The organism is Sphingomonas profundi (assembly GCF_009739515.1).
Classification (GTDB): Bacteria; Pseudomonadota; Alphaproteobacteria; order Sphingomonadales; family Sphingomonadaceae; genus Alterirhizorhabdus; species Alterirhizorhabdus profundi.
This window is the reverse complement of the sequence record NZ_CP046535.1, coordinates 3,550,219-3,569,217: the sequence shown is the minus strand read 5'-3', so window position 1 is coordinate 3,569,217 and position 18,999 is coordinate 3,550,219. Positions and strand designations below refer to the sequence as shown.

Annotated in this window: 17 protein-coding genes and 1 pseudogene; 12 read left to right on the top strand and 6 right to left on the bottom strand. The window is 69.3% G+C overall.

Annotated features, from left to right (window positions below; translation table 11 throughout):
- Positions 1–336 precede the first annotated feature (336 nt).
- The 4 genes from hemE (at position 337) to GNT64_RS16975 (ending at position 4,034) form a co-directional block, all read left to right on the top strand.
- A complete protein-coding gene (hemE, locus tag GNT64_RS16990; RefSeq protein ID WP_231639573.1) occupies positions 337–1,368 on the top strand; it encodes a uroporphyrinogen decarboxylase in 1,032 nt (343 codons plus the stop codon).
- Between the two features lie 7 nt (positions 1,369–1,375).
- Positions 1,376–1,843 carry a CopD family protein gene (locus GNT64_RS16985; protein ID WP_156680590.1) on the top strand — a complete coding sequence of 156 codons (468 nt, stop codon included), beginning with the start codon at positions 1,376–1,378 and terminating at the stop codon, positions 1,841–1,843.
- 161 nt (positions 1,844–2,004) lie between these two features.
- Positions 2,005–3,261: a transcription termination factor Rho gene (gene rho, locus GNT64_RS16980; RefSeq protein WP_156680589.1), complete on the top strand. Its 1,257-nt coding sequence runs from the start codon at positions 2,005–2,007 to the stop codon at positions 3,259–3,261.
- A 116-nt stretch (positions 3,262–3,377) separates the two neighbouring features.
- A complete protein-coding gene (locus tag GNT64_RS16975) occupies positions 3,378–4,034 on the top strand; it encodes a YjbE family putative metal transport protein (protein ID WP_156680588.1) in 657 nt (218 codons plus the stop codon).
- A 21-nt stretch (positions 4,035–4,055) separates the two neighbouring features.
- Here GNT64_RS16975 and GNT64_RS16970 read toward each other — a convergent pair whose 3' ends face one another.
- Together GNT64_RS16970 and GNT64_RS16965 are read right to left on the bottom strand one after the other, a co-directional pair.
- On the bottom strand, positions 4,056–4,760 hold the full coding sequence (locus GNT64_RS16970) for a dienelactone hydrolase family protein (RefSeq protein WP_156680587.1): 705 nt from the start codon (positions 4,758–4,760) through the stop codon (positions 4,056–4,058).
- Positions 4,748–5,221 carry a methylated-DNA--[protein]-cysteine S-methyltransferase gene (locus GNT64_RS16965; RefSeq protein ID WP_156680586.1) on the bottom strand — a complete coding sequence of 158 codons (474 nt, stop codon included), beginning with the start codon at positions 5,219–5,221 and terminating at the stop codon, positions 4,748–4,750. Before GNT64_RS16965 ends, GNT64_RS16970 begins: the two co-directional genes overlap by 13 nt.
- Before the next feature lie 65 nt (positions 5,222–5,286).
- On the opposite strand from GNT64_RS16965, the gene GNT64_RS16960 reads away from it, so the two are divergent.
- The 6 genes from GNT64_RS16960 to GNT64_RS16935 all read left to right on the top strand — a co-directional run bounded on the left by GNT64_RS16960 (position 5,287) and on the right by GNT64_RS16935 (position 11,107).
- The gene (locus GNT64_RS16960; RefSeq protein WP_156680585.1) at positions 5,287–5,526 is read left to right on the top strand and encodes a DUF6489 family protein; all 240 of its coding nucleotides are present in this window, start codon (positions 5,287–5,289) and stop codon (positions 5,524–5,526) included.
- A 10-nt stretch (positions 5,527–5,536) separates the two neighbouring features.
- Positions 5,537–6,820, top strand: a complete 1,284-nt coding sequence (gene mnmE / locus GNT64_RS16955) for a tRNA uridine-5-carboxymethylaminomethyl(34) synthesis GTPase MnmE (protein WP_156680584.1) — start codon at positions 5,537–5,539, stop codon at positions 6,818–6,820.
- A gap of 111 nt (positions 6,821–6,931) precedes the next feature.
- Entirely contained in the window at positions 6,932–8,785 is a 1,854-nt protein-coding gene (gene mnmG / locus GNT64_RS16950; protein ID WP_156680583.1) for a tRNA uridine-5-carboxymethylaminomethyl(34) synthesis enzyme MnmG, read from the top strand.
- Positions 8,782–9,426 (top strand): 16S rRNA (guanine(527)-N(7))-methyltransferase RsmG, encoded by a 645-nt coding sequence (rsmG, locus tag GNT64_RS16945; RefSeq protein WP_156680582.1) that lies wholly within the window; start codon positions 8,782–8,784, stop codon positions 9,424–9,426. The genes mnmG and rsmG overlap by 4 nt, the downstream gene beginning before the upstream one ends.
- Entirely contained in the window at positions 9,423–10,205 is a 783-nt protein-coding gene (locus GNT64_RS16940; RefSeq protein ID WP_156680581.1) for a ParA family protein, read from the top strand. The genes rsmG and GNT64_RS16940 overlap by 4 nt, the downstream gene beginning before the upstream one ends.
- Positions 10,202–11,107 (top strand): ParB/RepB/Spo0J family partition protein, encoded by a 906-nt coding sequence (locus tag GNT64_RS16935; protein WP_156680580.1) that lies wholly within the window; start codon positions 10,202–10,204, stop codon positions 11,105–11,107. Before GNT64_RS16940 ends, GNT64_RS16935 begins: the two co-directional genes overlap by 4 nt.
- Positions 11,108–11,164: 57 nt before the next feature.
- Here GNT64_RS16935 and holA read toward each other — a convergent pair whose 3' ends face one another.
- The 4 genes and pseudogenes from holA to GNT64_RS16915 form a co-directional block, all read right to left on the bottom strand.
- Positions 11,165–12,193, bottom strand: a complete 1,029-nt coding sequence (holA, locus tag GNT64_RS16930; protein WP_156680579.1) for a DNA polymerase III subunit delta — start codon at positions 12,191–12,193, stop codon at positions 11,165–11,167.
- A 9-nt stretch (positions 12,194–12,202) separates the two neighbouring features.
- Positions 12,203–12,703 (bottom strand): LPS assembly lipoprotein LptE, encoded by a 501-nt coding sequence (gene lptE / locus GNT64_RS16925; protein ID WP_156680578.1) that lies wholly within the window; start codon positions 12,701–12,703, stop codon positions 12,203–12,205.
- Positions 12,700–15,299: pseudogene (gene leuS, locus GNT64_RS16920) on the bottom strand (leucine--tRNA ligase). The gene lptE and the pseudogene leuS overlap by 4 nt, the downstream one beginning before the upstream one ends.
- A 6-nt stretch (positions 15,300–15,305) precedes the next feature.
- Positions 15,306–15,755, bottom strand: a complete 450-nt coding sequence (locus tag GNT64_RS16915) for a DUF3576 domain-containing protein (protein ID WP_156680577.1) — start codon at positions 15,753–15,755, stop codon at positions 15,306–15,308.
- Between the two features lie 175 nt (positions 15,756–15,930).
- Here GNT64_RS16915 and GNT64_RS16910 point away from each other — a divergent pair, with 175 nt between their 5' ends.
- Together GNT64_RS16910 and GNT64_RS16905 are read left to right on the top strand one after the other, a co-directional pair.
- Positions 15,931–16,632, top strand: coding sequence for a porin (locus tag GNT64_RS16910; RefSeq protein ID WP_156680576.1), 702 nt, complete (start codon positions 15,931–15,933; stop codon positions 16,630–16,632).
- A 66-nt stretch (positions 16,633–16,698) separates the two neighbouring features.
- Positions 16,699–18,990, top strand: a complete 2,292-nt coding sequence (locus GNT64_RS16905; protein WP_156680575.1) for a glycosyltransferase family 4 protein — start codon at positions 16,699–16,701, stop codon at positions 18,988–18,990.
- Positions 18,991–18,999: the final 9 nt, after the last annotated feature.

Here is an 18,999-nt window from a genome sequence, read left to right as displayed (position 1 = left end):
TTCCCGAAATCCCGCGAATGTTCCTGTGGACAAGCATGGGGACGGGGCTAGCGGAATCCGCCGTGCCGGCACAAGCGGCGGTTTCGTCCCCGCTGGCCCGGTTTGGCCGGCGGAGCTTTCCACAGGCTCCGCGCATTGTCCCCAGCCTGTGGATAATGGGGGCGGCCTGTGCGACTCCGGGGCGGGCCGCATGGTGTGGGGAGTCAAGCTGTTGGCAAGTTCCGGCGGGGCGAATAAACCCCGCTTCGCCGGCCCCCTACTAGCCTCTACAGATTCTAAGAATCTCTCTTAAGGAATGATATGGTGCACGATGCGAGCGTCGCGACGAAGCCGGGCCTGACGCGCGGAACGGTCGATCGCCCCCTGCTCGCGGTGCTGCGCGGCGAACGGCGCGATCCGCCGCCGGTGTGGCTGATGCGCCAGGCCGGGCGCTATCTGCCGGAGTATCGCGCGCTGCGGGCGGAGAAGGGCGGCTTCCTGGAGCTGGTGCACGACAGCGCCGCCGCCGCGGAGGTGACGCTGCAACCGATCCGCCGCTTCGGCTTCGACGGGGCGATCCTGTTCTCCGACATCCTCGTCATCCCGCATGCGCTGGGGCAGGAGCTGACGTTCGAGGCGGGCGAGGGGCCGCGTCTGGCGCCGCCGCTGGTCGATACCAGCCTCGCCGCGCTGAAGGCGGTGCCGGGGCGGCTGGAGCCGGTCTACGAGACGGTCAGGCGGGTCGCCGCCGCCCTGCCCCCGCAGACGACCTTTCTGGGCTTCGCGGGCTCTCCCTGGACCGTGGCGACCTATATGGTGGCGGGGCAGGGATCGAAGGAGCAGGCGGAGGCGCGCCGCTATGCCTATCGCGATCCGGCCGGCTTCGGCGCGATCATCGATGCGATCGCGGATGCGACGGTGGATTATCTCTCCGGCCAGATCGATGCCGGCGTGGATGCGGTGCAGCTGTTCGACAGCTGGTCCGGCAGCCTCGCCCCGCGCGAGTTCGAGCGGTGGGTGATCGCGCCCACCGCCCGCATTGTCGAGCGGCTGCGGGCGCTGCATCCGGACACGCCGATCATCGGCTTTCCGAAGGGCGCCGGCGCCAAGCTGCCGGCCTATGCCGCCGAGACGCGGGTGAGCGCGATCGGCCTGGACGAGACGGTCGATCCCGACTGGGCGGATCGCGTGCTGCCGCAGCATTTGCCGGTGCAGGGCAATCTCGATCCGCTGGCGCTGATCGCTGGCGGGCGGGCGCTGGAGGAGGCGGTGGCGGCGATCCGCTGGGCCTTCCCGGCGCGGCCGCACGTCTTCAACCTGGGCCACGGCATCCTGCCCGACGCGTCGATCGCGCATGTCGAGCGGCTGCTGGACCTGGTGCGATCCTGAGGGCCGCATGGACACGCTGGAGTGGATGCTGGTGACGAGCTATCTCTGGGTGAAGGCCGCCCACCTGATCTTCGTGATCTTCTGGATCGCCGGGCTGTTCATGCTGCCGCGCTTCTACATCTACCACCAGCCCGTAGCGCCCGGATCCGCCGAGGACCGGCTGTGGATCGAGCGCGAGCGGCGGCTGCGATCGATCATCCTGACGCCGGCGATGATCGCGGTGTGGGTGCTGGGGCTGGCGCTGATCTGGATCAACCAGGCGAACGGCAGCGACATCCTCTCGCAAGGATGGCTGCACGCCAAGCTGGCGATCGTCCTGGCGCTCTCCGGCTATCATGGCTGGGCGGTGGGCTATGGCAGGAAGATGGCGCGCGGCTATCGCCCGGCCAAGGATACGGCGCTGCGGCTGATGAACGAGGTGCCCGGCATCGCCACGGCGGTGATCGTGATTCTAGTGATCGTGCGGCCGTTCTGAGATTCTCGCTGGCCGGGCACCACTTTCCCATCCCGGCTTGACTTGATCCTGCCGCCTGCCTACGCCGCGCGGCAGGCGCCCGCCATTCGTGCAGGGCGCCGTATTCCGGCTCCAGCGTTCCCCACGCCCGATCGAAGCCCGCATTTCCCCAGGAATCTTCCATGCATCTGAAAGACCTCAAGAAGAAGAAGCCGGCCGAACTGGTCAGCATGGCCGAGGAGCTGGGCGTCGAGGGCGCTTCCACGCTGCGCAAGCAGGATCTGCTGTTCGCCATCCTGAAGCAGGAGGCCGACAATGGCGAGCAGATCCTGGGCCTCGGCACGATCGAGGTGCTGCCTGACGGCTTCGGCTTCCTGCGCAGCCCGGAAGCCAATTATCTCGCCGGGCCGGACGACATCTACATCAGCCCCAACCAGGTGCGGAAGTTCGGCCTGCGCACCGGCGACACGGTGGAAGGAGAGATCCGCGGACCGAAGGATGGCGAGCGTTATTTCGCGCTGACCCGGCTGATCTCGGTGAATTTCGACGATCCCGAGGTGGTGCGCCACCGGGTCAACTTCGACAATCTCACGCCGCTCTATCCCGAGAGCAAGCTGACGCTCGATCCGCACGACCCCACCGTGAAGGACAAGTCGGCCCGCGTGATCGATATCGTGGCGCCACAGGGCAAGGGCCAGCGCGCTCTGATCGTGGCGCCGCCGCGCGTCGGCAAAACGGTGCTGCTGCAGAACATGGCGCGCGCGATCACCGACAATCACCCTGAGGTGTTCCTGATCGTGCTGCTGATCGACGAGCGGCCCGAGGAAGTCACCGACATGCAGCGATCGGTGAAGGGCGAGGTGATCTCCTCCACCTTCGACGAGCCGGCGCAGCGTCACGTGCAGGTGGCCGAGATGGTGATCGAGAAGGCCAAGCGCCTCGTCGAGCACAAGAAGGACGTGGTGATCCTGCTGGACAGCATCACGCGCCTGGGCCGCGCCTACAACACGGTCGTGCCGTCATCGGGCAAGGTGCTGACCGGCGGCGTCGACGCCAACGCCCTGCAGCGGCCGAAGCGCTTCTTCGGCGCCGCCCGCAACATCGAGGAGGGCGGGTCGCTCTCCATCATCGCGACGGCACTGATCGACACCGGCAGCCGCATGGACGAGGTGATCTTCGAGGAATTCAAGGGCACCGGCAATTCCGAGATCGTGCTCGACCGCAAGGTGGCGGACAAGCGCATCTTCCCGGCGATGGACGTCGGCAAGAGCGGCACGCGCAAGGAGGAGCTGCTGGTCGACAAGGGCAAGCTCAGCAAGATGTGGGTGCTGCGCCGTATCCTGATGCAGATGGGCACCATCGACGCGATGGAGTTCCTACTCGACAAGATGAAGGATTCGAAGACGAACGAGGACTTCTTCGACTCGATGAACCAGTAGCTGTGTGCGGCCCGTGGCATGTTGCCGCGGGACTCGCACCGGCTCGGCCGGCGGGTCTCCGACCCGGCCGACGGCGTGGGCTTTGCCCGCGCCGCTTTCGTGTCTAAGGCACCTGCATGACCGACATCTGGAACCACATCGTCGCCGACTTCTCGAATATCGGCTCGCCCACCGCGCTGGCGGCCTTCGGTCAGGTGCTGATGATCGACATCATGCTGGCCGGGGACAATGCGATCGTCGTCGGTGCGCTGGCGGCCGGGCTGCCTGCCGAACAGCGCCGCAAGGTGATCCTGATCGGCATCGGCGCGGCCCTGGTGCTGCGCATCATCTTCGCCCTGGCGGTGACGCAGCTGCTCCAGATCGTCGGCCTGGTGCTGGCGGGCGGGCTGCTGCTGCTGTGGGTGGCCTGGAAGATGTACCGCGAACTGCAACCGGCGAAGGCGCCGGCGGGCGGCGCGGAAGCGGACCATGCGGACTCGGGCGTGGCGCCCGCCAAAAGCTTCGCGCAGGCCGCCTGGGCGGTCGCTCTTGCCGACGTGAGCATGAGCCTGGACAATGTGCTGGCGGTGGCCGGCGCCGCGCGCGAGCATCCGGGCATCCTGGTCGTCGGCCTGCTGCTCTCCGTGGCGCTGATGGGCATCGCCGCCAACCTGCTCGCCCGCTATATCGAGCGATATCGCTGGATCGCCTATTTCGGTCTGGCGGTGATCGTCTACGTCGCCGGCAAGATGATCTGGGAAGGCTGGCACGAGGTGGCGCCGCTGCTCTTCTGACGGAGGCAGCGGCGGCCGCCGTCAGCCCAGATGCTCGGCGAAGAACGCCGCCGTCCGTGCGTCGGCACGCTCGGCGGCGGCATCGTCACGGCGCTTGCCATGCTCGGTCGCGAAACCGTGATCGACGCCGGGATGCTCGACTATCTCGACGTGGCGGTTGCCGTCCAGCGCGGCATGGATGCGGGTGCGCGTCTCCGCATCGATGAAGTGATCCTGCTCGGCGAAGTGCAGCAGCAGCGGCTTGCCGATGGCATAGGACTCACCGAGGAAATGATCGATGCCGCCGCCATAATAGCCGACTGCGGCATCGGCATCGGTGCGCGTGGCGGCCAGATAGGCGACACGGCCGCCGAAGCAGTAGCCGACCACGCCCACCTTGGCGTGGGCATCGCCCAGCCGCCCACGCGCCGCCCTGATCGCCGCCTCGACATCGCGGATCGCCAGATCGAGATTGGTCTTCTGCATCAGGCCGAAGCCCTGCTGGAACTGCTCCGGCACGTCGGGATCGAGCTGCACGCCGGCCTGCGTGCGCCAGAACAGATCCGGCGCGATCGCCAGATAGCCTTGCGCCGCCAGCGTGTCGCACTTGGCGCGGATGCCGGGGTTTACCCCGAAGATCTCCTGCACCACCACGATCGCGGCCTTCGCCGCGCCGGCGGGCGCCGCGCAGTAAGCGGGAAAGTGGCCGTCGTGCGTCAGCGTCTCGATCTCGATCATCTCGGCCATAAGCTGTTCCTTTCTCTCTCGTGATCCAGCAGCCAGCGCTTGGTCTCGACGCCGCTGCCGGCGGAATAATGGCCGATCGACCGGCCGGCGCCGAGCACGCGGTGGCACGGCACCAGGATCGGAAACGGATTGGCCCTGCACGCCTGACCCACCGCGCGCGGGCTGGAGCCGATCGCCCGCGCGATCGACCCATAGCTCGCCGTCTCGCCGTGGCCGATCGCCATGATCGCGGCGCGATGCGCCGGCCCGCGTGGTGTGGAAGAGGCGGCGAGCGGAAGATCGAAGGCGGTCAGCCGCCCATCGAACCAGGCCGCGAGCTGCGCCCGCGCCTCACGCAGCAGGGGATCGTCGCAATCCTCGTCCGGCATACCGTCGGCGCCGATGCGGATCGCCGTCAGCACCGTGCCGTCGCCGGCCAGGCTGATGTTTCCGATAGGGCTGGGCAGCAGAGATTGCGACATGGATCCTTTCCCGCCATCCCTCTACCAGCAAGCCGAGAGGCTGCTCAAGCGACCGGGAGTGCGGCATGAAGATTACGATGGACGTGGACTGCACCCCCGAGGAAGCGCGCCGCCTGATGGGCCTGCCGGACATGAGCAGCGTGCACGAAGTGTATCTGGGCAAGATCCGCGAGACGATTGACAAGGGCATAACCCCGGACACGATCGAAACGCTGATGCGCAGCTGGTCGCCGATGGGCGAGGCGAGCATGTCGATGTGGCGCCAGGTGTTCGAGCAGCTGAGCGGCGGCCTCACCAAGAAATAGCGGTCAAGCAGTGCCGGGGGACACGATCTTCGCGCTCTCCAGCGGCGCCCCGCCGGCGGCGATCGGCGTGATCCGGATCAGCGGGGCGGATGCCGCCGGCGCCTTGCGCGCGATCGCGGGCCGCCTGCCGGAGCCGCGCCGCGCCACCCTCGCCTGGTTCCGCGATCCGCGCGATGGCGAGCGGCTCGATCGCGGGCTCGCTCTGTGGTTCCCCGGTCCGCGCACGGCCACCGGGGAGGATCTGGCCGAATTGCACATCCATGGCGGGCGATCGGTGGCGGCGGCGCTGCTCGGGGCGCTGGGGCATGTGGCCGGCCTGCGGGCGGCGCTGCCGGGCGAGTTCACCCGCCGCGCCTTTGCCAACGGCGTGATCGATCTCGCCGAGGCGGAAGGTCTGGCCGATCTGCTCGCCGCCGAGACGCAGAGCCAGCGGCGGGCCGCGCTCGCCCAGGCCGGCGGGGCGCTCAGCCGGCGGGTGGAGGCGTGGCGGCGGGCGGTGCTGGACATCGCCGCGCAGGTGGAGGCGATGCTCGACTTCGCCGACGAGGCGGATGTGCCGCCGAACGAGCGATCGTTGCGCGAGGCGATCCGGTGCCTGACCGACGAGCTGGCGACCACCCTGGCCGCGCCGCCGGCCGAGCGGCTGCGCGACGGTGTGCGGGTGGTGATCGGCGGGCCGCCCAATGCGGGCAAGTCCACGCTGCTGAACGCGCTGATCGGCCGTGAGGCGGCGATCGTCTCCGCCACGGCGGGCACCACGCGCGACGTGATCGAGGCGCCGGTGGCGCTGGGCGGCATCCCCTTCCTGCTCAGCGACACGGCGGGCCTGCGCGAGAGCGGCGATGAGATCGAGGGAATCGGCATTGCCCGCGCCGAGGCCGCGCTGGCGCAAGCGGACCTCATCCTCTGGCTGGGTGCGGTAGATGATTGCCCGGATCGCGCGCGATCGATCCTGGTGCATGCGTGCAGCGATCTGGAAAGCCCGGTGGATGTTCGGTGCGACGTGGCCGTGTCGGCGTTGACCGGAGCCGGGATGGACGAGCTTACCGGACTGCTGACGGAGCGCGCCCGCACGTTACTGCCGCAGGAGGGAGAGCTGGCGCTCAACCTGCGGCAGCGTGAAGCGCTCGGCTGCTGCTATGCAGCATTGCGCGATACGGCAATGCAACAAGACCTGATCCTCGTTGCCGATTCGCTTCGAGGTGCGCGCGAGGCCTTGGACCGGATTACGGGCCGCAGCGGAGTCGAGGATATGCTGGACGCGCTGTTCGGTCGCTTCTGCATAGGGAAGTGATGCCGACTGCAGCGCTCGCAACGAGGTTGCATCCACCAGCGAACCAGCGAACGCGGATGTTCCACGTGGAACAGCTTTGACTCGGCGCGCCAGCGCTCCTAGCGCGAAGGGATGACCTGCGACTTCGATATTCTGGTCGTCGGCGGTGGGCATGCCGGCTGCGAGGCGGCGGCCGCAGCCGCGCGCATGGGATCGCGCGTCGCGCTGGTCAGCATGCGTCGCGACATGATCGGCGCGATGTCGTGCAATCCCGCGATCGGCGGGCTGGGGAAGGGCCACCTCGTGCGCGAGGTCGACGCGTGCGATGGGCTGATCGCGCGGGCTGCGGATGCGGCGGCGATCCACTATCGCATGCTCAACCGCAGCAAGGGAGCGGCGGTGCATGGGCCACGTGTCCAAGCCGACCGTGCGCTCTACAAGGCGGCGATCCACCGCTTGCTTGACGTGCAGGCGGGTCTCACGATCGTCGAAGGGGAAGCGGCGTCGCTTATCCTTGCCGCGGACGGGCGGGTCGAAGGATTGAACCTCGCCGACGGGCGTGAGCTGAGGGCGCAGGCCGTGGTGCTCGCATCGGGCACGTTCCTGAACGGCAAGCTTCATTGCGGGATGGAAGCCCGGTCCGGTGGCCGGGTTGGCGAGGGCGCGGCGATTTCCCTCGCCGGACAGTTGCGCGCGCTTGGGCTGCCGATGGGTCGGCTGAAGACGGGTACGCCGCCACGTCTTGACGGCCGCACGATCGACTGGAGCCGGCTGGACCGCCAGGCGAGCGACGAAGAGCAGTGGACGATGTCGCCGATGACGGAGCGCCGGTACGTGCCGCAGGTCGCCTGCGCGATCACGCGCACCAATGCGACGACCCATGCGATCATCCGGCAAGGCCTCGACCGCTCGCCCCTGTTCGCCGGTGTGATCGAGGGCACCGGCCCGCGTTACTGCCCCTCGATCGAGGACAAGGTCGTGCGGTTCGGCGACCGAGACGGCCATCAGGTGTTCCTGGAGCCCGAAGGGCTGGGCGATCCGGTAGTTTACCCGAACGGCATTTCCACCTCGCTGCCGCTGGACGTGCAGGTCGCGCTCGTCCGATCGATGGCGGGGCTGGAGCAGGCCGAGATCGTGCAGGCGGGTTATGCCGTGGAGTATGACCACATAGATCCGCGCGCACTGGACGCGACCCTGATGCTTCGCGCGGTGCCCGGCCTGTATCTGGCCGGCCAGATCAACGGCACCACCGGCTATGAGGAAGCCGCCGCGCAGGGCCTCGTTGCAGGCATGAATGCTGCCGCTGCTGCACAGGGCAGGGGGCCGGTCCTGTTCGATCGCCGGGAGAGCTACATCGGCGTGATGATCGACGATCTAACCTTGCAGGGGGTCACGGAGCCGTACCGCATGCTGACGGCGCGGGCCGAGTATCGCCTCCGTCTCCGCGCCGACAACGCCATGGATCGCCTGACGCCGCTCGCGCTCGCAGCAGGAGTAATTGGTGCGACGCGGCGGGAACAGTTTGCGGCGAGGCAGCGAGATACGGCGATCGGCCGCGACCTGTTAGCGCACGTCGTTCGGCCGGGGGATCTGATCGCCGCAGGTGCATCACTGGTCGACGATGGCGTGCGCCGCTCGCTGTTCGACTGGTTGCGGTTTCCGGCTGTCGAGCTCAACCATGTGACGGCCGTGGAGTCTCGTCTCGCCGCCCTCCCGGCTACCCTGCTCGATAAGCTGGGGACGGACGCACGCTACGCTCCCTATCTGGAGCGGCAAGCAACCGAGATCGCGCGCGCGCAGGCGGACGAGCATCTCCAACTGCCGCCGGCACTCGATTATCGCTGCGTGGCCGGCCTTTCGCACGAGATGATCGAGCGGCTGGAGCGGGCGCGGCCCGACACACTCGGCGCAGTTTCCCGGATCCGCGGAATTACACCGGCGGCACTGGCGGCGGTGCTGGTCCACAGCCGCCGGGCCGCGGCGTGACCGAAGCGGACGCGCGGGCATGGCTCTCGGCTCGTGTTCCACGTGAAACGATGGCGAAGCTCGAGATTCTGATCAAACTCGTCCAGTCGGAAGCCCAGCAGCAGAATCTCGTCGCCGCCTCGACCTTGGCGGCGATGTGGAGCCGTCATGTCTTAGACTCGGCCCAGTTGCTGGATTATGCCCCCGCATCCGGACGGTGGCTGGATCTCGGATCGGGCGCCGGCTTCCCCGGACTGGTCGTCGCCATGATCGGGCGCCATGTGGTGACGTTGGCGGAGTCGAGGACGCGTCGCATCGCCTTTCTTCGCGATGCAATCGATCGGCTCGGTCTCGGCTCGACGACAAGTGTTTGGGGCGGTCGCATCGAGGCGCATCCGCCAGAGCCCTTCGATATCATCAGCGCGCGCGCCTTTGCGCCGCTCGATCGACTCCTCTCCAGCGCGCTCCACCTTTCGTCACCTGCGACGAAATGGGTGCTGCCGAAGGGGCGTGGGGCGTATGCCGAACTGGATGCGGTGCGCGGATCGTGGCAGGGTGAATTCCGGATCGTGCCGAGCATCACCGATCCGGATGCGGCGATCATCATCGCCGAGCAGGTCCGCCCCGTCGGTGGCGGACGCAGGGCTGGGAGCATGCGGTGATCCGGATAGCAGTCGCGAACCAGAAGGGCGGCGTGGGCAAGACGACGACCGCGATCAACGTGGCGACGGCGCTGTCGGCGACCGGGTGGCGCGTATTGCTGATCGACTTCGATCCGCAGGGCAACGCCTCCACCGGCCTTGGCGTGGATCGGTCGGCGCGCGAATGGTCGAGCTACGAGGTGCTGACCGGGCAGTGCGACATCCAGCAGGCGGCGATCGGCACCAAGGTGCCGCGCCTCGATCTCGTCACCGCGACGGTAGATCTCTCCGGCGCAGAGATCGAGCTGATCGATATCGAGCAGCGCACCCACCGGCTCGACCGCGCCTTGGACGCGGTGCCAGCCGGCCGCTGGGACGTGTGCCTGATCGATTGCCCGCCATCGCTCGGCCTGCTGACGATCAATGCATTGGTGGCGGCACGCTCGCTGCTCGTGCCGCTGCAGTGCGAGTTCTTCGCGCTGGAGGGCTTGAGCCAGCTGCTGACCACGATCGAGCGGGTGCGCACGCGCTTCAACAGCGACCTCACGATTCTGGGCGTCGCGCTGACGATGTACGATCGCCGCAACCGCCTCTCCGAGCAGGTAGCGCAGGATGTTCGCGCATGCCTGGGCAAGGTGGTGTTCGAGACGGTTATACCGCGCAACGTGCGCCTCTCCGAAGCGCCGAGCCACGGGCTGCCGGCGCTGATCTATGATCATCGCTGCTCCGGATCGGAGGCCTATATCGCGCTGGCGAGGGAGCTGATCGGTCGTCTGCCGCGCCTGGCGAGGGCCGCATGAGCGAGGCGGCGCCGAAGCGTCCGTCGGGTCTGGGGCGCGGGCTGGCGGCGCTGCTCGGTGAGACGGCGCGCGAGCAGTCGGTGGATGGGGCGAATGCGCGCGCGGCGGGCGTGCAGGTGCTGCCGGTGGCGGCGATCCGCCCGCACCCGGGCCAGCCCCGCCGGCATTTCGACGAGGACGCGCTGGACGATCTCGCCGCGTCGATCGCCGCGCGTGGCCTGATCCAGCCGATCGTCGTGCGTCCGCTGGCGGAGGGCTGGCAGATCGTCGCGGGCGAGCGGCGCTGGCGCGCGGCCCAGCGGGCGCGGCTGCACGAGGTGCCCGTCATCGTCCGCGAGTTCAGCGATGCGGAGACGCTGGAGGTCGCGCTCGTCGAGAATATCCAGCGCGAGGATCTGAACGCGATCGAGGAGGCGGAGGCCTATAAGCGGCTCGCCGAAGAGTATGGCCATACGCAGGAGGCACTCGGCCGGCTCGTCAACAAGTCCCGCAGCCACATCGCCAACCTGCTGCGGCTGCTGGAGTTGCCGGAGCCGGTGCGCGGCTCCGTCGCCACCGGCGAGCTGTCGATGGGTCATGCCCGCGCGCTTATCACGGCCAAGGATCCCGAGTCGCTGGCGCGGGAGGTTACGCGCAGGGGCCTGTCGGTACGCGACACCGAGCAACTGGCGCGCGCGGCCAAGCCCGGCGACACCACGCGCGCGTCGCGCAAGAGCGAGGCCGGAGTGGCCGATCCGTCCGGCAATGCCGACATCGCCGCGCTGGAGCGTCAACTCGGCGACATGCTCGGGCTGAAGGTACGGATCGCGCACGGCGAGGAGGGCGGGGCGGTAACGCTGGCCTACTCCACGCTCGACCAGCTCGACATGATCTGCCAGCGATTGAGCGGCGAGCCGATCTGACGTTCCACGTGGAACATCAGCTGAGTTTGTAGTCTTGCCGTTCTGCGAACCTCGTGTTCATCGCAGGCGCGTCGCCTCGCGCGCAATCGCCAGTAGCTCCGCCTCCACGATCAGCGGACCGGCGCTGCCGCTGCTCTTCACTGCCCGCTCGGCATGGCCGAGGCGGCTGATAGCCTTGGCAAGCTTGGCGGCATTCCACCGGCTCAACTGAGCCGAGAGGGCGGCCTTGTCCTTCCAGAACACGCCGCGCCCGGCGCCTCCCCCCATCACACTCTCCACCGAGTCGCCGGCTTCCACCTGCGCGCGCATCGCCGCCAGTTGCAGCAGGCGACGGAGCAGCGGGCGCAACAGGGCGATGCCCTCGACCCCCTCCACCGCGAGTCGGCCGATCTCCGCCGCCGCCTGGTCTCCGCGCCCGCCGAGAACATGATCGACGAGGCGCGACAGATTGCCCTCGCCGGCGTCCGCACCAAGCGCGTCGAGCGCGGCGGTATCCAAGGTCGCGGGCCGATCCACGGAGGCATCGAGGAAGCAGGCGAACTTCTCCAGCTCGCGCGCCAGCAGCGCACGATCGCCACCGGTCGCCGCCGCCAGCATCGGCGCCACCTCTGGCTCAAGCCTCAGGCCGTGATCGCGGGCGATCGCCCAGGCGAGCTTGTCGGCATCGCCGCCTTCGGGCAGGTAGCTGGCGAAGGCGGCGACATCGGCTTCGGCCAGCGCGCGCTTCAGCAGCTTCGAATCCTTGCGCAGGGTGCCGGCCACCAGCACCACCGGATTACCGCCGGCGGGCGATTCGAGCAGCGCTTCGATCGCGTCGATGGCCTCGTCGCCGGCCGGCTCGACGCGGATGAAGCGCGGTTCGCCGAACAGCGATATCGCGGCGGCCTCGTCGGCCAGCCGGGCGGGGTCGGCCTTCAGCGCGGCGCCGCTCAGATCGATCCGCTCGGCCGTGCCGCCGAAGCGCTGTGCCAGCCGATCCGCCAGCGCGCGGGACTGCGATTCGTCGGGGCCGTGCAGCAGGACGAAACGCACCTCGCCGCCTGCCCCGTCCAGCGCCCGTTCCACCTGCGCGCGGTTGGCCTTCATGGCCGAGAGCTAACGCGCCGCGGTGCGCGAGGCGTAGAGCGCGATGCGGGCGACGATCTGGTCGGCCACTTCCTTCGCCAGCCGCTCCAGCGCGGTCTGCTCGGCGGCGATCGTGGCATATTCGGAACTGACGACGTCGATGCCGGCATCGCTGCCGGCCGTGGCGTCCAGCAGCACGGTGCCGGCCGCGCCCGCATCGCGCAGGCGGTAGCGCGCGCGCAGGATGCGCCGCTCCCGCGTCACGGCATTGTCCGTGCGCACGCCGAAGCCGGTGATCCGATCGTCCAGCTCCACCTCCAGGCGGTAGCGCGGCGTCACGCTGCCGGCCGTCGCCAGCCTGTCGACAAGCGCGTTGCGCACCAGCCATCCGGCCTTCTGCGGGATCGGCGCGACCTCCACCGCCGCCAGCGATTGCGCCACCACGCCCTTGCTGCCGCCGGCGTAGAGCGGGCGCAGGCCGCAGCCGGACAGCAAAGTCGCCACCGCGAAAAGGCCGATAACCCGCCTCATGCGACGATGTTCACGAGGCGATCGGGCACGACGATCACCTTGCGCGGCGTCTTGCCGTCGAGCAGGCGGCTGATCTTGTCGGCGCGGAGGGCCATCGCTTCCACCGCGTCGCGCGCCATCCCCTTGGGGGCGACGAGCGTATCGCGCAGCTTGCCGTTCACCTGCACCGCGATCGTCACCTCGTCGTCGATCAGCAGCGCCGGGTCGACGACCGGCCACGGCGCATCGGCGATCAGCCCCGCCTCGCCGAGCGATGCCCACGCCTCCTCCGCCAGATGCGGCACCATCGGCGCGACGAGGCGGACGAGCACGGCGATGGCGGCATCGCGCGAGGCGGAGGGCGGCGCCTTCTCGATCGCGCTCGACAGTTCGTACAGCTTCGCCACCGCCTTGTTGAACGACAGCGCCTCGATATCCGCCGCCACGCCGGCGATCGTGCGGTGCAGCTTGCGGTCCAGATCGCCATTCACGCCCGCCACGCCCGAACGCGAGCCGGAGAGGCGCCACAGCCGCTGGATGAAGCGCCACGCGCCCTCGATGCCCGCCTCGCTCCACGGCAGATCGCGTTCCGGCGGGCTGTCCGAGAGCATGAACCAGCGCACCGCGTCCGCGCCGTAGCGGTCGACGATCGGTCCGGGATCGACGGTGTTCTTCTTCGACTTGGACATCTTCTCGACGCGGCCGAGCGTCACCGGATCGCCGGTCGCCACCTCGACGAGATCGCCGCGTCGGTCTTCCACCTCGTCGGGCGCCAGCCAGCGGCCGTCGGGCGCCTTGTAGGTCTCGTGCGTCACCATGCCCTGGGTGAACAGGCCGGTGAACGGCTCATCGAACGGCAGTCGGCCGATATGCTTCAGCGCCCGCGTCCAGAAACGGGCGTAGAGCAGATGCAGGATCGCATGCTCGACGCCGCCGATATACTGGCCCACCGGCAGCCACTGCGCCGCCACGCCCTCGTCGAACGGCCGGTCGGCAGGGGCGGAGGCGAAGCGGATGAAGTACCAGGACGAATCAACGAACGTGTCGAGCGTGTCGGTCTCCCGCCGCGCCGGTGCGCCGCAGGCCGGGCAGGGCACGTGCTTCCATGTCGGATGCCGGTCCAGCGGGTTGCCGGGCACGTCGAAGGAGACGTCCTCGGGCAGCAGCACCGGCAGCTGGTCCCTGGGTACGCCCACCGGGCCGCAGCCCTCACAGTGGATGATCGGGATCGGAGTGCCCCAGTAACGCTGGCGGGAAACGCCCCAGTCGCGCAGCCGCCATACGGTCGTGCCTTCGCCCCACCCCTCCGCCTCGGCGCGGGCGATGACGGCGGCCTTCGCCTCGTCCACGCTCATCCCGTCGAGGAAGCGGGAGTTCACGATCCGGCCCGGGCCGGTATAGGCCTCGCTCCCGATCGGGGCGTCGGCGTCCTCGGCCGAGGGAGCGACCACGCGAGTGATCGGCAGCATGTACCTGGTCGCGAAATCGAAGTCGCGCTGGTCATGCGCCGGCACGCCGAACACGGCGCCGGTGCCGTAATCCATGAGCACGAAGTTCGCCACGAACAGCGGCAGCCTCCACTCGGGATCGAGCGGGTGGATGACCGACAGGCCGGTGTCGTAGCCCTTCTTCTCCGCCGTCTCGATCTCGGCCGCGGCGGTGCCGGTCGTGCGGCAATCCTCGGCGAAGGCGGCGAGGGCGGGGTCGCGCGCCGCGAGCGCCAACGCCAGCGGATGATCGACCGCCACCGCGGCGAAGGAGGCACCGAAGATCGTGTCGGGCCGGGTGGTGAAGACGTCGAGGGTCGCCAGATCCTCCCCAGCATGGGGAGGGGGACCATCCGCAGGATGGTGGAGGGGCCGCCCGCGGGCGGCCCGTCCAGCGGCGAGGCCCCACCGCTCCCAGGGACGATCTGGAAGCGGAACTTCAGGCCCTGGCTGCGGCCTATCCAGTTCTCCTGCATCGTGCGGACCTTCTCGGGCCACTGGTCCAGCGTGGCGAGGCCGTCGAGCAGGTCCTGGGCGAAATCGGTGATCCTGAGGAACCATTGGCTCAGCTTGCGCCGCTCCACCGCCGCGCCGGATCGCCAGCCCTTGCCGTCGATCACCTGCTCGTTGGCGAGCACCGTCATGTCGACGGGATCCCAGTTCACCGCCGATTCCTTGCGGTAGACGAGGCCGCCTTGGTACAGATCGAGGAAGAGCGCCTGTTCCTGCCCGTAATAATCGGGCTCGCAGGTGGCGAGTTCGCGGCTCCAGTCCAGCGCGAAGCCGAGGCGCTTCAGCTGGGTGCGCATCGCCGCGATGTTGGCGCGGGTCCAGTCGCCGGGATGGACCTTCTTCTCCATCGCCGCATTCTCGGCCGGCATGCCGAAGGCGTCCCACCCCATCGGGTGCAGCACCTCGAAGCCCTGCATCCGCCGGTAGCGCGCCAGCACGTCACCCATCGTGTAGTTGCGCACGTGGCCCATGTGGATGCGCCCCGAAGGATAGGGGAACATCTCAAGAACGAAACTCTTCGGCTTGGCGCTGTCGTCCGCCGCGTGGAAGCTGCCTTGCTCGTCCCACACCTGCTGCCAGCGCGCGTCGACCGTCTCGTGGTTGAACCGCTCGCTCATCTGGCCTCAGCCGGCCACCGCGTTGCGCCGCAGATCGCGGGCCTTGCCCAGGATGATCTCCTCCAGCTTCTGCACGGTGGCGGCCTGCACCGGCGCCTCGATCCACTGGCCGTTCTGCAGCGTCTGGCGGGAGGCGGCGACGCGCACCGCATCGGCCCGCAGATCCTGATCGATGATCGTCACCGTCACCTTCATCCGCTCGCTCGGCGTGGCCGGGTTGACGTACCAGTCGGTCACGAGGACGCCGCCGTTGCTGTCGGTCTGCGCCATCGGCATGAAGCTGAGCGTATCCAGCGCGGCGCGCCACAGATAGGAGTTCACGCCGATCGTGGTGACGCGCGAGGCGGCGAGATCGGCCGTCTTGGCCGGCCGTTCCTTGTGGCCGCAGCCGGCGAGCGCGAGGCCCAGCGCAAGGGCGGCCACCGTGAGCGGCGCGGGGGAGAGCAGACGGGCCATGATGTTCCTCGGCGGGTAGACGTTTGGGGCCGTTATAGATCGTCCCGCACCGCCCGCAAGCGGCCCCGCTGATCTGTGGGCATCGTGCAACAGGCCGGTGAAATCGGATGCGCGCGGTGGAACTTGGCGCCGCCTATATGGTAGGCGCCTTGGCAGCAGGGGACATCTGAGAATCATGGTCGGGCATCGGGGCAGGGCGGTACGAACGGGGGCGGCGATCTGCCTCTCCGCCGTTCTGTGCTCGGCATCCTTCGCCGCCACCACGCGGGCGGTGCGCAAGGCGCCGGCGGTGTCGCTCAGCGCGCCCGGCAGCCTCGGCTCCTTCACGCCCGCCTCGTCCGATCCGAAGATGGCGGCCAGCTTCGCCCGCAACGGCTTTGCCGGCGGGTTCCGCTTCACGCCGTCCTCGGTACCGGGCACGCGGCGGTCTGTCACGGTGGCGGTGCGCGCCCGCACGGCCGGTCGTACCGCTGCCGAGCGGCTGGCCGCCAGCACGCCCGCCGTCATGCCCAGCGCCTATAATCTCGGCGTGGCGGTCGGCTGGAAGCGGTTCGCGCTTTCCGGCGATGTCGCGCATGTCGATACCGGCCTGATGCCGGGCAGCCGCGAGGCGATGGACCTCGGCCTCAGCTACGGCGGCAACAAGTGGCGCACCCGCCTGCAATTCGGTGCCGAGCGCAGCGCCGGAGAGCAGCCGCTGCTGGTCGGCAATGACGAGGCCTATTCGGTGGATCTCGGCGGCTCCTATACGCTCACGCGCAACCTGGAAGTGACGGGCGGCCTGCGTTACCGCACCCAGCGCGACCGGCTGGAGGCGTTCAGCGATACGCGGCGCGATTCCCAATCCGTCTACGTCGGCACCGCCTTCAAGTTCTGATCGCGGCGGCCGCCTTCCGGTCCTCGCGTCTGGCGCTGCCGCCCGCCGGAGCCTAATGGCCCAGCGATGATATTCGCTTTCAAGACGCGCAAATCGGCCGGCGTGCGGGTGACGCGCGCCGTGCACCGGCTGATCGCCGAGGGGAACGAGGCGCGCGCCGCCGGCCGCTGGGGCGACGCTGTGGCGGCTTATGGCGAGGCGCTGCGGCGCGCGCCCGAACTGGCGCACATCCAGCTGCAACAGGGCCACATGCTGAAGGAGGCGGCACGGCTGGACGAGGCGGACGCCGCTTATGCCGCCGCCGCGCGGCTGCGGCCCGACGATGCCGAGCCGGTGCTGCATCGCGCCCGCCTCGCCCGCCAGCGCGACCGGCCGCGCACCGCCGCGGCGCATCTGGCGGAGTATCTGCGCGGCCATCGCGACGATGCCGCGGCGACGGCCGAGCTGCGCGACCTGATCGAGCCCGTCGGTACGATACCGGCGGAGCGGATCGGCGCTCTGATCGACGATCCGGATGCCATGCGGCTGCTTGGCGCCGGCGAGGGCCGGGCCGGGCCGGGCTCCGCGGCCGCGCCCGCCCGCCCGCCCGTGTTCGACATCACGGACCTGATCTCCCACTTCGGCAGCCAGCGCCTGCCCAACGGGATCGAGCGCGTGCAGATCGAGGTGCTGGCGGCCGCGCTGGCGCTGCATGGCGACGACGCGATCGGCATCTGCTGCTTCGTGCCCGCCCGGCAGGACTGGATCGGCATCGCGCCCGCGGTGTTCCACGATGTCGCCCGCCTGGCGACGGCGGGCACCGACACGGCCGATGCCGCGTGGCAGGCGGCCCGTGCGCGGCTGATCTTCCACATCGCCTTCGCCGATCCGTTCGCGATGCCCCCGCGCGCCGTGCTGCTGAACCTCGGCACGTCCTGGTGGGTGCGGGACTATTTCCTGTTCGTGCGCAACCAGAAGGCGCGGCACGGCATCGCCTACGTGCCCGCCGTCTACGATTTCATCCCGATCTTGGCGGCCGAGCATTGCGTGCCCGGCCTGGCGGAGGATTTCATCGGCTGGACGCTCGGCGCGCTCGCCCACGCCGATGCCTTTCTGCCGATCTCGCGCGCGACCCGGGACGATCTGCTGCACGTGGCGGACGTGATCGGTGCGCCGCTGGACGGCACCCCGATCGAGGTGGTGCCGCTGGACGCCGATTTCCGGCGCGGCGAGGCGTCACTGCCGGCGACCGCTTTGGCTGCATGGGGGCTGGAGGGGGTGCCGTTCGCGCTGATCGTCTCGACGATCGAGTCGCGCAAGAATCACGTGCTGGCGTTCGATGCCTGGGCGGTGCTGCTGCGCCGCCACGGGGCGGCGATGCCGCGCCTGGTGTGCGTGGGGCGGGACGGGTGGCTCAACGACCATGTCTTCGCCCGGCTGGAGGCCGATCCGCTGCTGAAGGCGGCGGTGACGATCATCCACCGCGTCTCCGATGCGGAGCTGGCGCTGCTGTACCGGCAGAGCGGCTTCACCGTGTTCCCCAGCCTCTACGAGGGGTGGGGCCTGCCGGTGACGGAGTCGCTCAGCCACGGCCGGGTGCCGGTGGTAGCGGACAATTCCTCACTGCCGGAGGCGGGCGCCGGCTTCGCGCTGATGTTCGAGAGCGGATCGGTCGAGTCGCTCGTCGCGGCGGTGGAGCAGGTGGCGTTCGATGCCGACTGGCGGCGATCGCGCGAGGCGGCGATCGCCGCCGGCTTCCACCCGCGATCGTGGCGGGCGGTAGCGGCGCAGATCCTGTCGGCGGTGGCGCGGCTGCCGCTCGACCATGACGCGACCCGGCCGCACGAGGTGGAGCGCGGGCTCTATTATCCGCTGCGCCTGCCGCGCGCGCAGCGCATCTGGCCCGGCCTTGGCAGCGGCGAGGTGTTCCGCACGGGCAAAGGCTGGCTGTGGCTGGAGACCAACGGCTGCCGCACCCGCCCAGCCGGCGGCGAGTTGCGGATGCGCGTGGCGGGCGATCCGGCCGGGCCGCTGCGGCTGTATCTGCGGCTACGCGGCTTGGCGAACGGGGACTGCCGGTTCGCGATCCGGCTCCAGGGTCTCACGATCCACGAGGATGCGATCGCGCAAGGGGCGGAAGGCTGGTTCGCGTGCGACCTGCCGGCAGCCGCGGACGAGGATCTCGCGTTCGTGATCGTCGGCGACGCGCAGGAGAGCCTGCTCATGCCGATCGGCGGATCGGCGCGGCAATGCACGGCGTCGCTGATGGTGCTGGGTTTCGTGCTGTGCGACCGGGACGCCGCCGCCGGCAATGCGCGCGTGGCCGAACTGCTGCGGCGGAACGCGACGGCGGAGATCGACGCCTACCGGGCGCGGTAGCGGCATCCG

What these genes read in the sequence shown, in the direction of transcription:
- GNT64_RS16985 (WP_156680590.1), top strand. Translation starts at nt 1,376, where the DNA reads ATGGACACGCTGGAGTGGATGCTGGTGACGAGCTATCTCTGGGTGAAG.
- rho (WP_156680589.1), top strand. Translation starts at nt 2,005, where the DNA reads ATGCATCTGAAAGACCTCAAGAAGAAGAAGCCGGCCGAACTGGTCAGC.
- GNT64_RS16975 (WP_156680588.1), top strand. Translation starts at nt 3,378, where the DNA reads ATGACCGACATCTGGAACCACATCGTCGCCGACTTCTCGAATATCGGC.
- GNT64_RS16970 (WP_156680587.1), bottom strand. Translation starts at nt 4,760, where the DNA reads ATGGCCGAGATGATCGAGATCGAGACGCTGACGCACGACGGCCACTTT.
- GNT64_RS16965 (WP_156680586.1), bottom strand. Translation starts at nt 5,221, where the DNA reads ATGTCGCAATCTCTGCTGCCCAGCCCTATCGGAAACATCAGCCTGGCC.
- GNT64_RS16960 (WP_156680585.1), top strand. Translation starts at nt 5,287, where the DNA reads ATGAAGATTACGATGGACGTGGACTGCACCCCCGAGGAAGCGCGCCGC.
- mnmG (WP_156680583.1), top strand. Translation starts at nt 6,932, where the DNA reads ATGACCTGCGACTTCGATATTCTGGTCGTCGGCGGTGGGCATGCCGGC.
- GNT64_RS16935 (WP_156680580.1), top strand. Translation starts at nt 10,202, where the DNA reads ATGAGCGAGGCGGCGCCGAAGCGTCCGTCGGGTCTGGGGCGCGGGCTG.
- holA (WP_156680579.1), bottom strand. Translation starts at nt 12,193, where the DNA reads ATGAAGGCCAACCGCGCGCAGGTGGAACGGGCGCTGGACGGGGCAGGC.
- lptE (WP_156680578.1), bottom strand. Translation starts at nt 12,703, where the DNA reads ATGAGGCGGGTTATCGGCCTTTTCGCGGTGGCGACTTTGCTGTCCGGC.
- GNT64_RS16915 (WP_156680577.1), bottom strand. Translation starts at nt 15,755, where the DNA reads ATGGCCCGTCTGCTCTCCCCCGCGCCGCTCACGGTGGCCGCCCTTGCG.
- GNT64_RS16910 (WP_156680576.1), top strand. Translation starts at nt 15,931, where the DNA reads ATGGTCGGGCATCGGGGCAGGGCGGTACGAACGGGGGCGGCGATCTGC.
- GNT64_RS16905 (WP_156680575.1), top strand. Translation starts at nt 16,699, where the DNA reads ATGATATTCGCTTTCAAGACGCGCAAATCGGCCGGCGTGCGGGTGACG.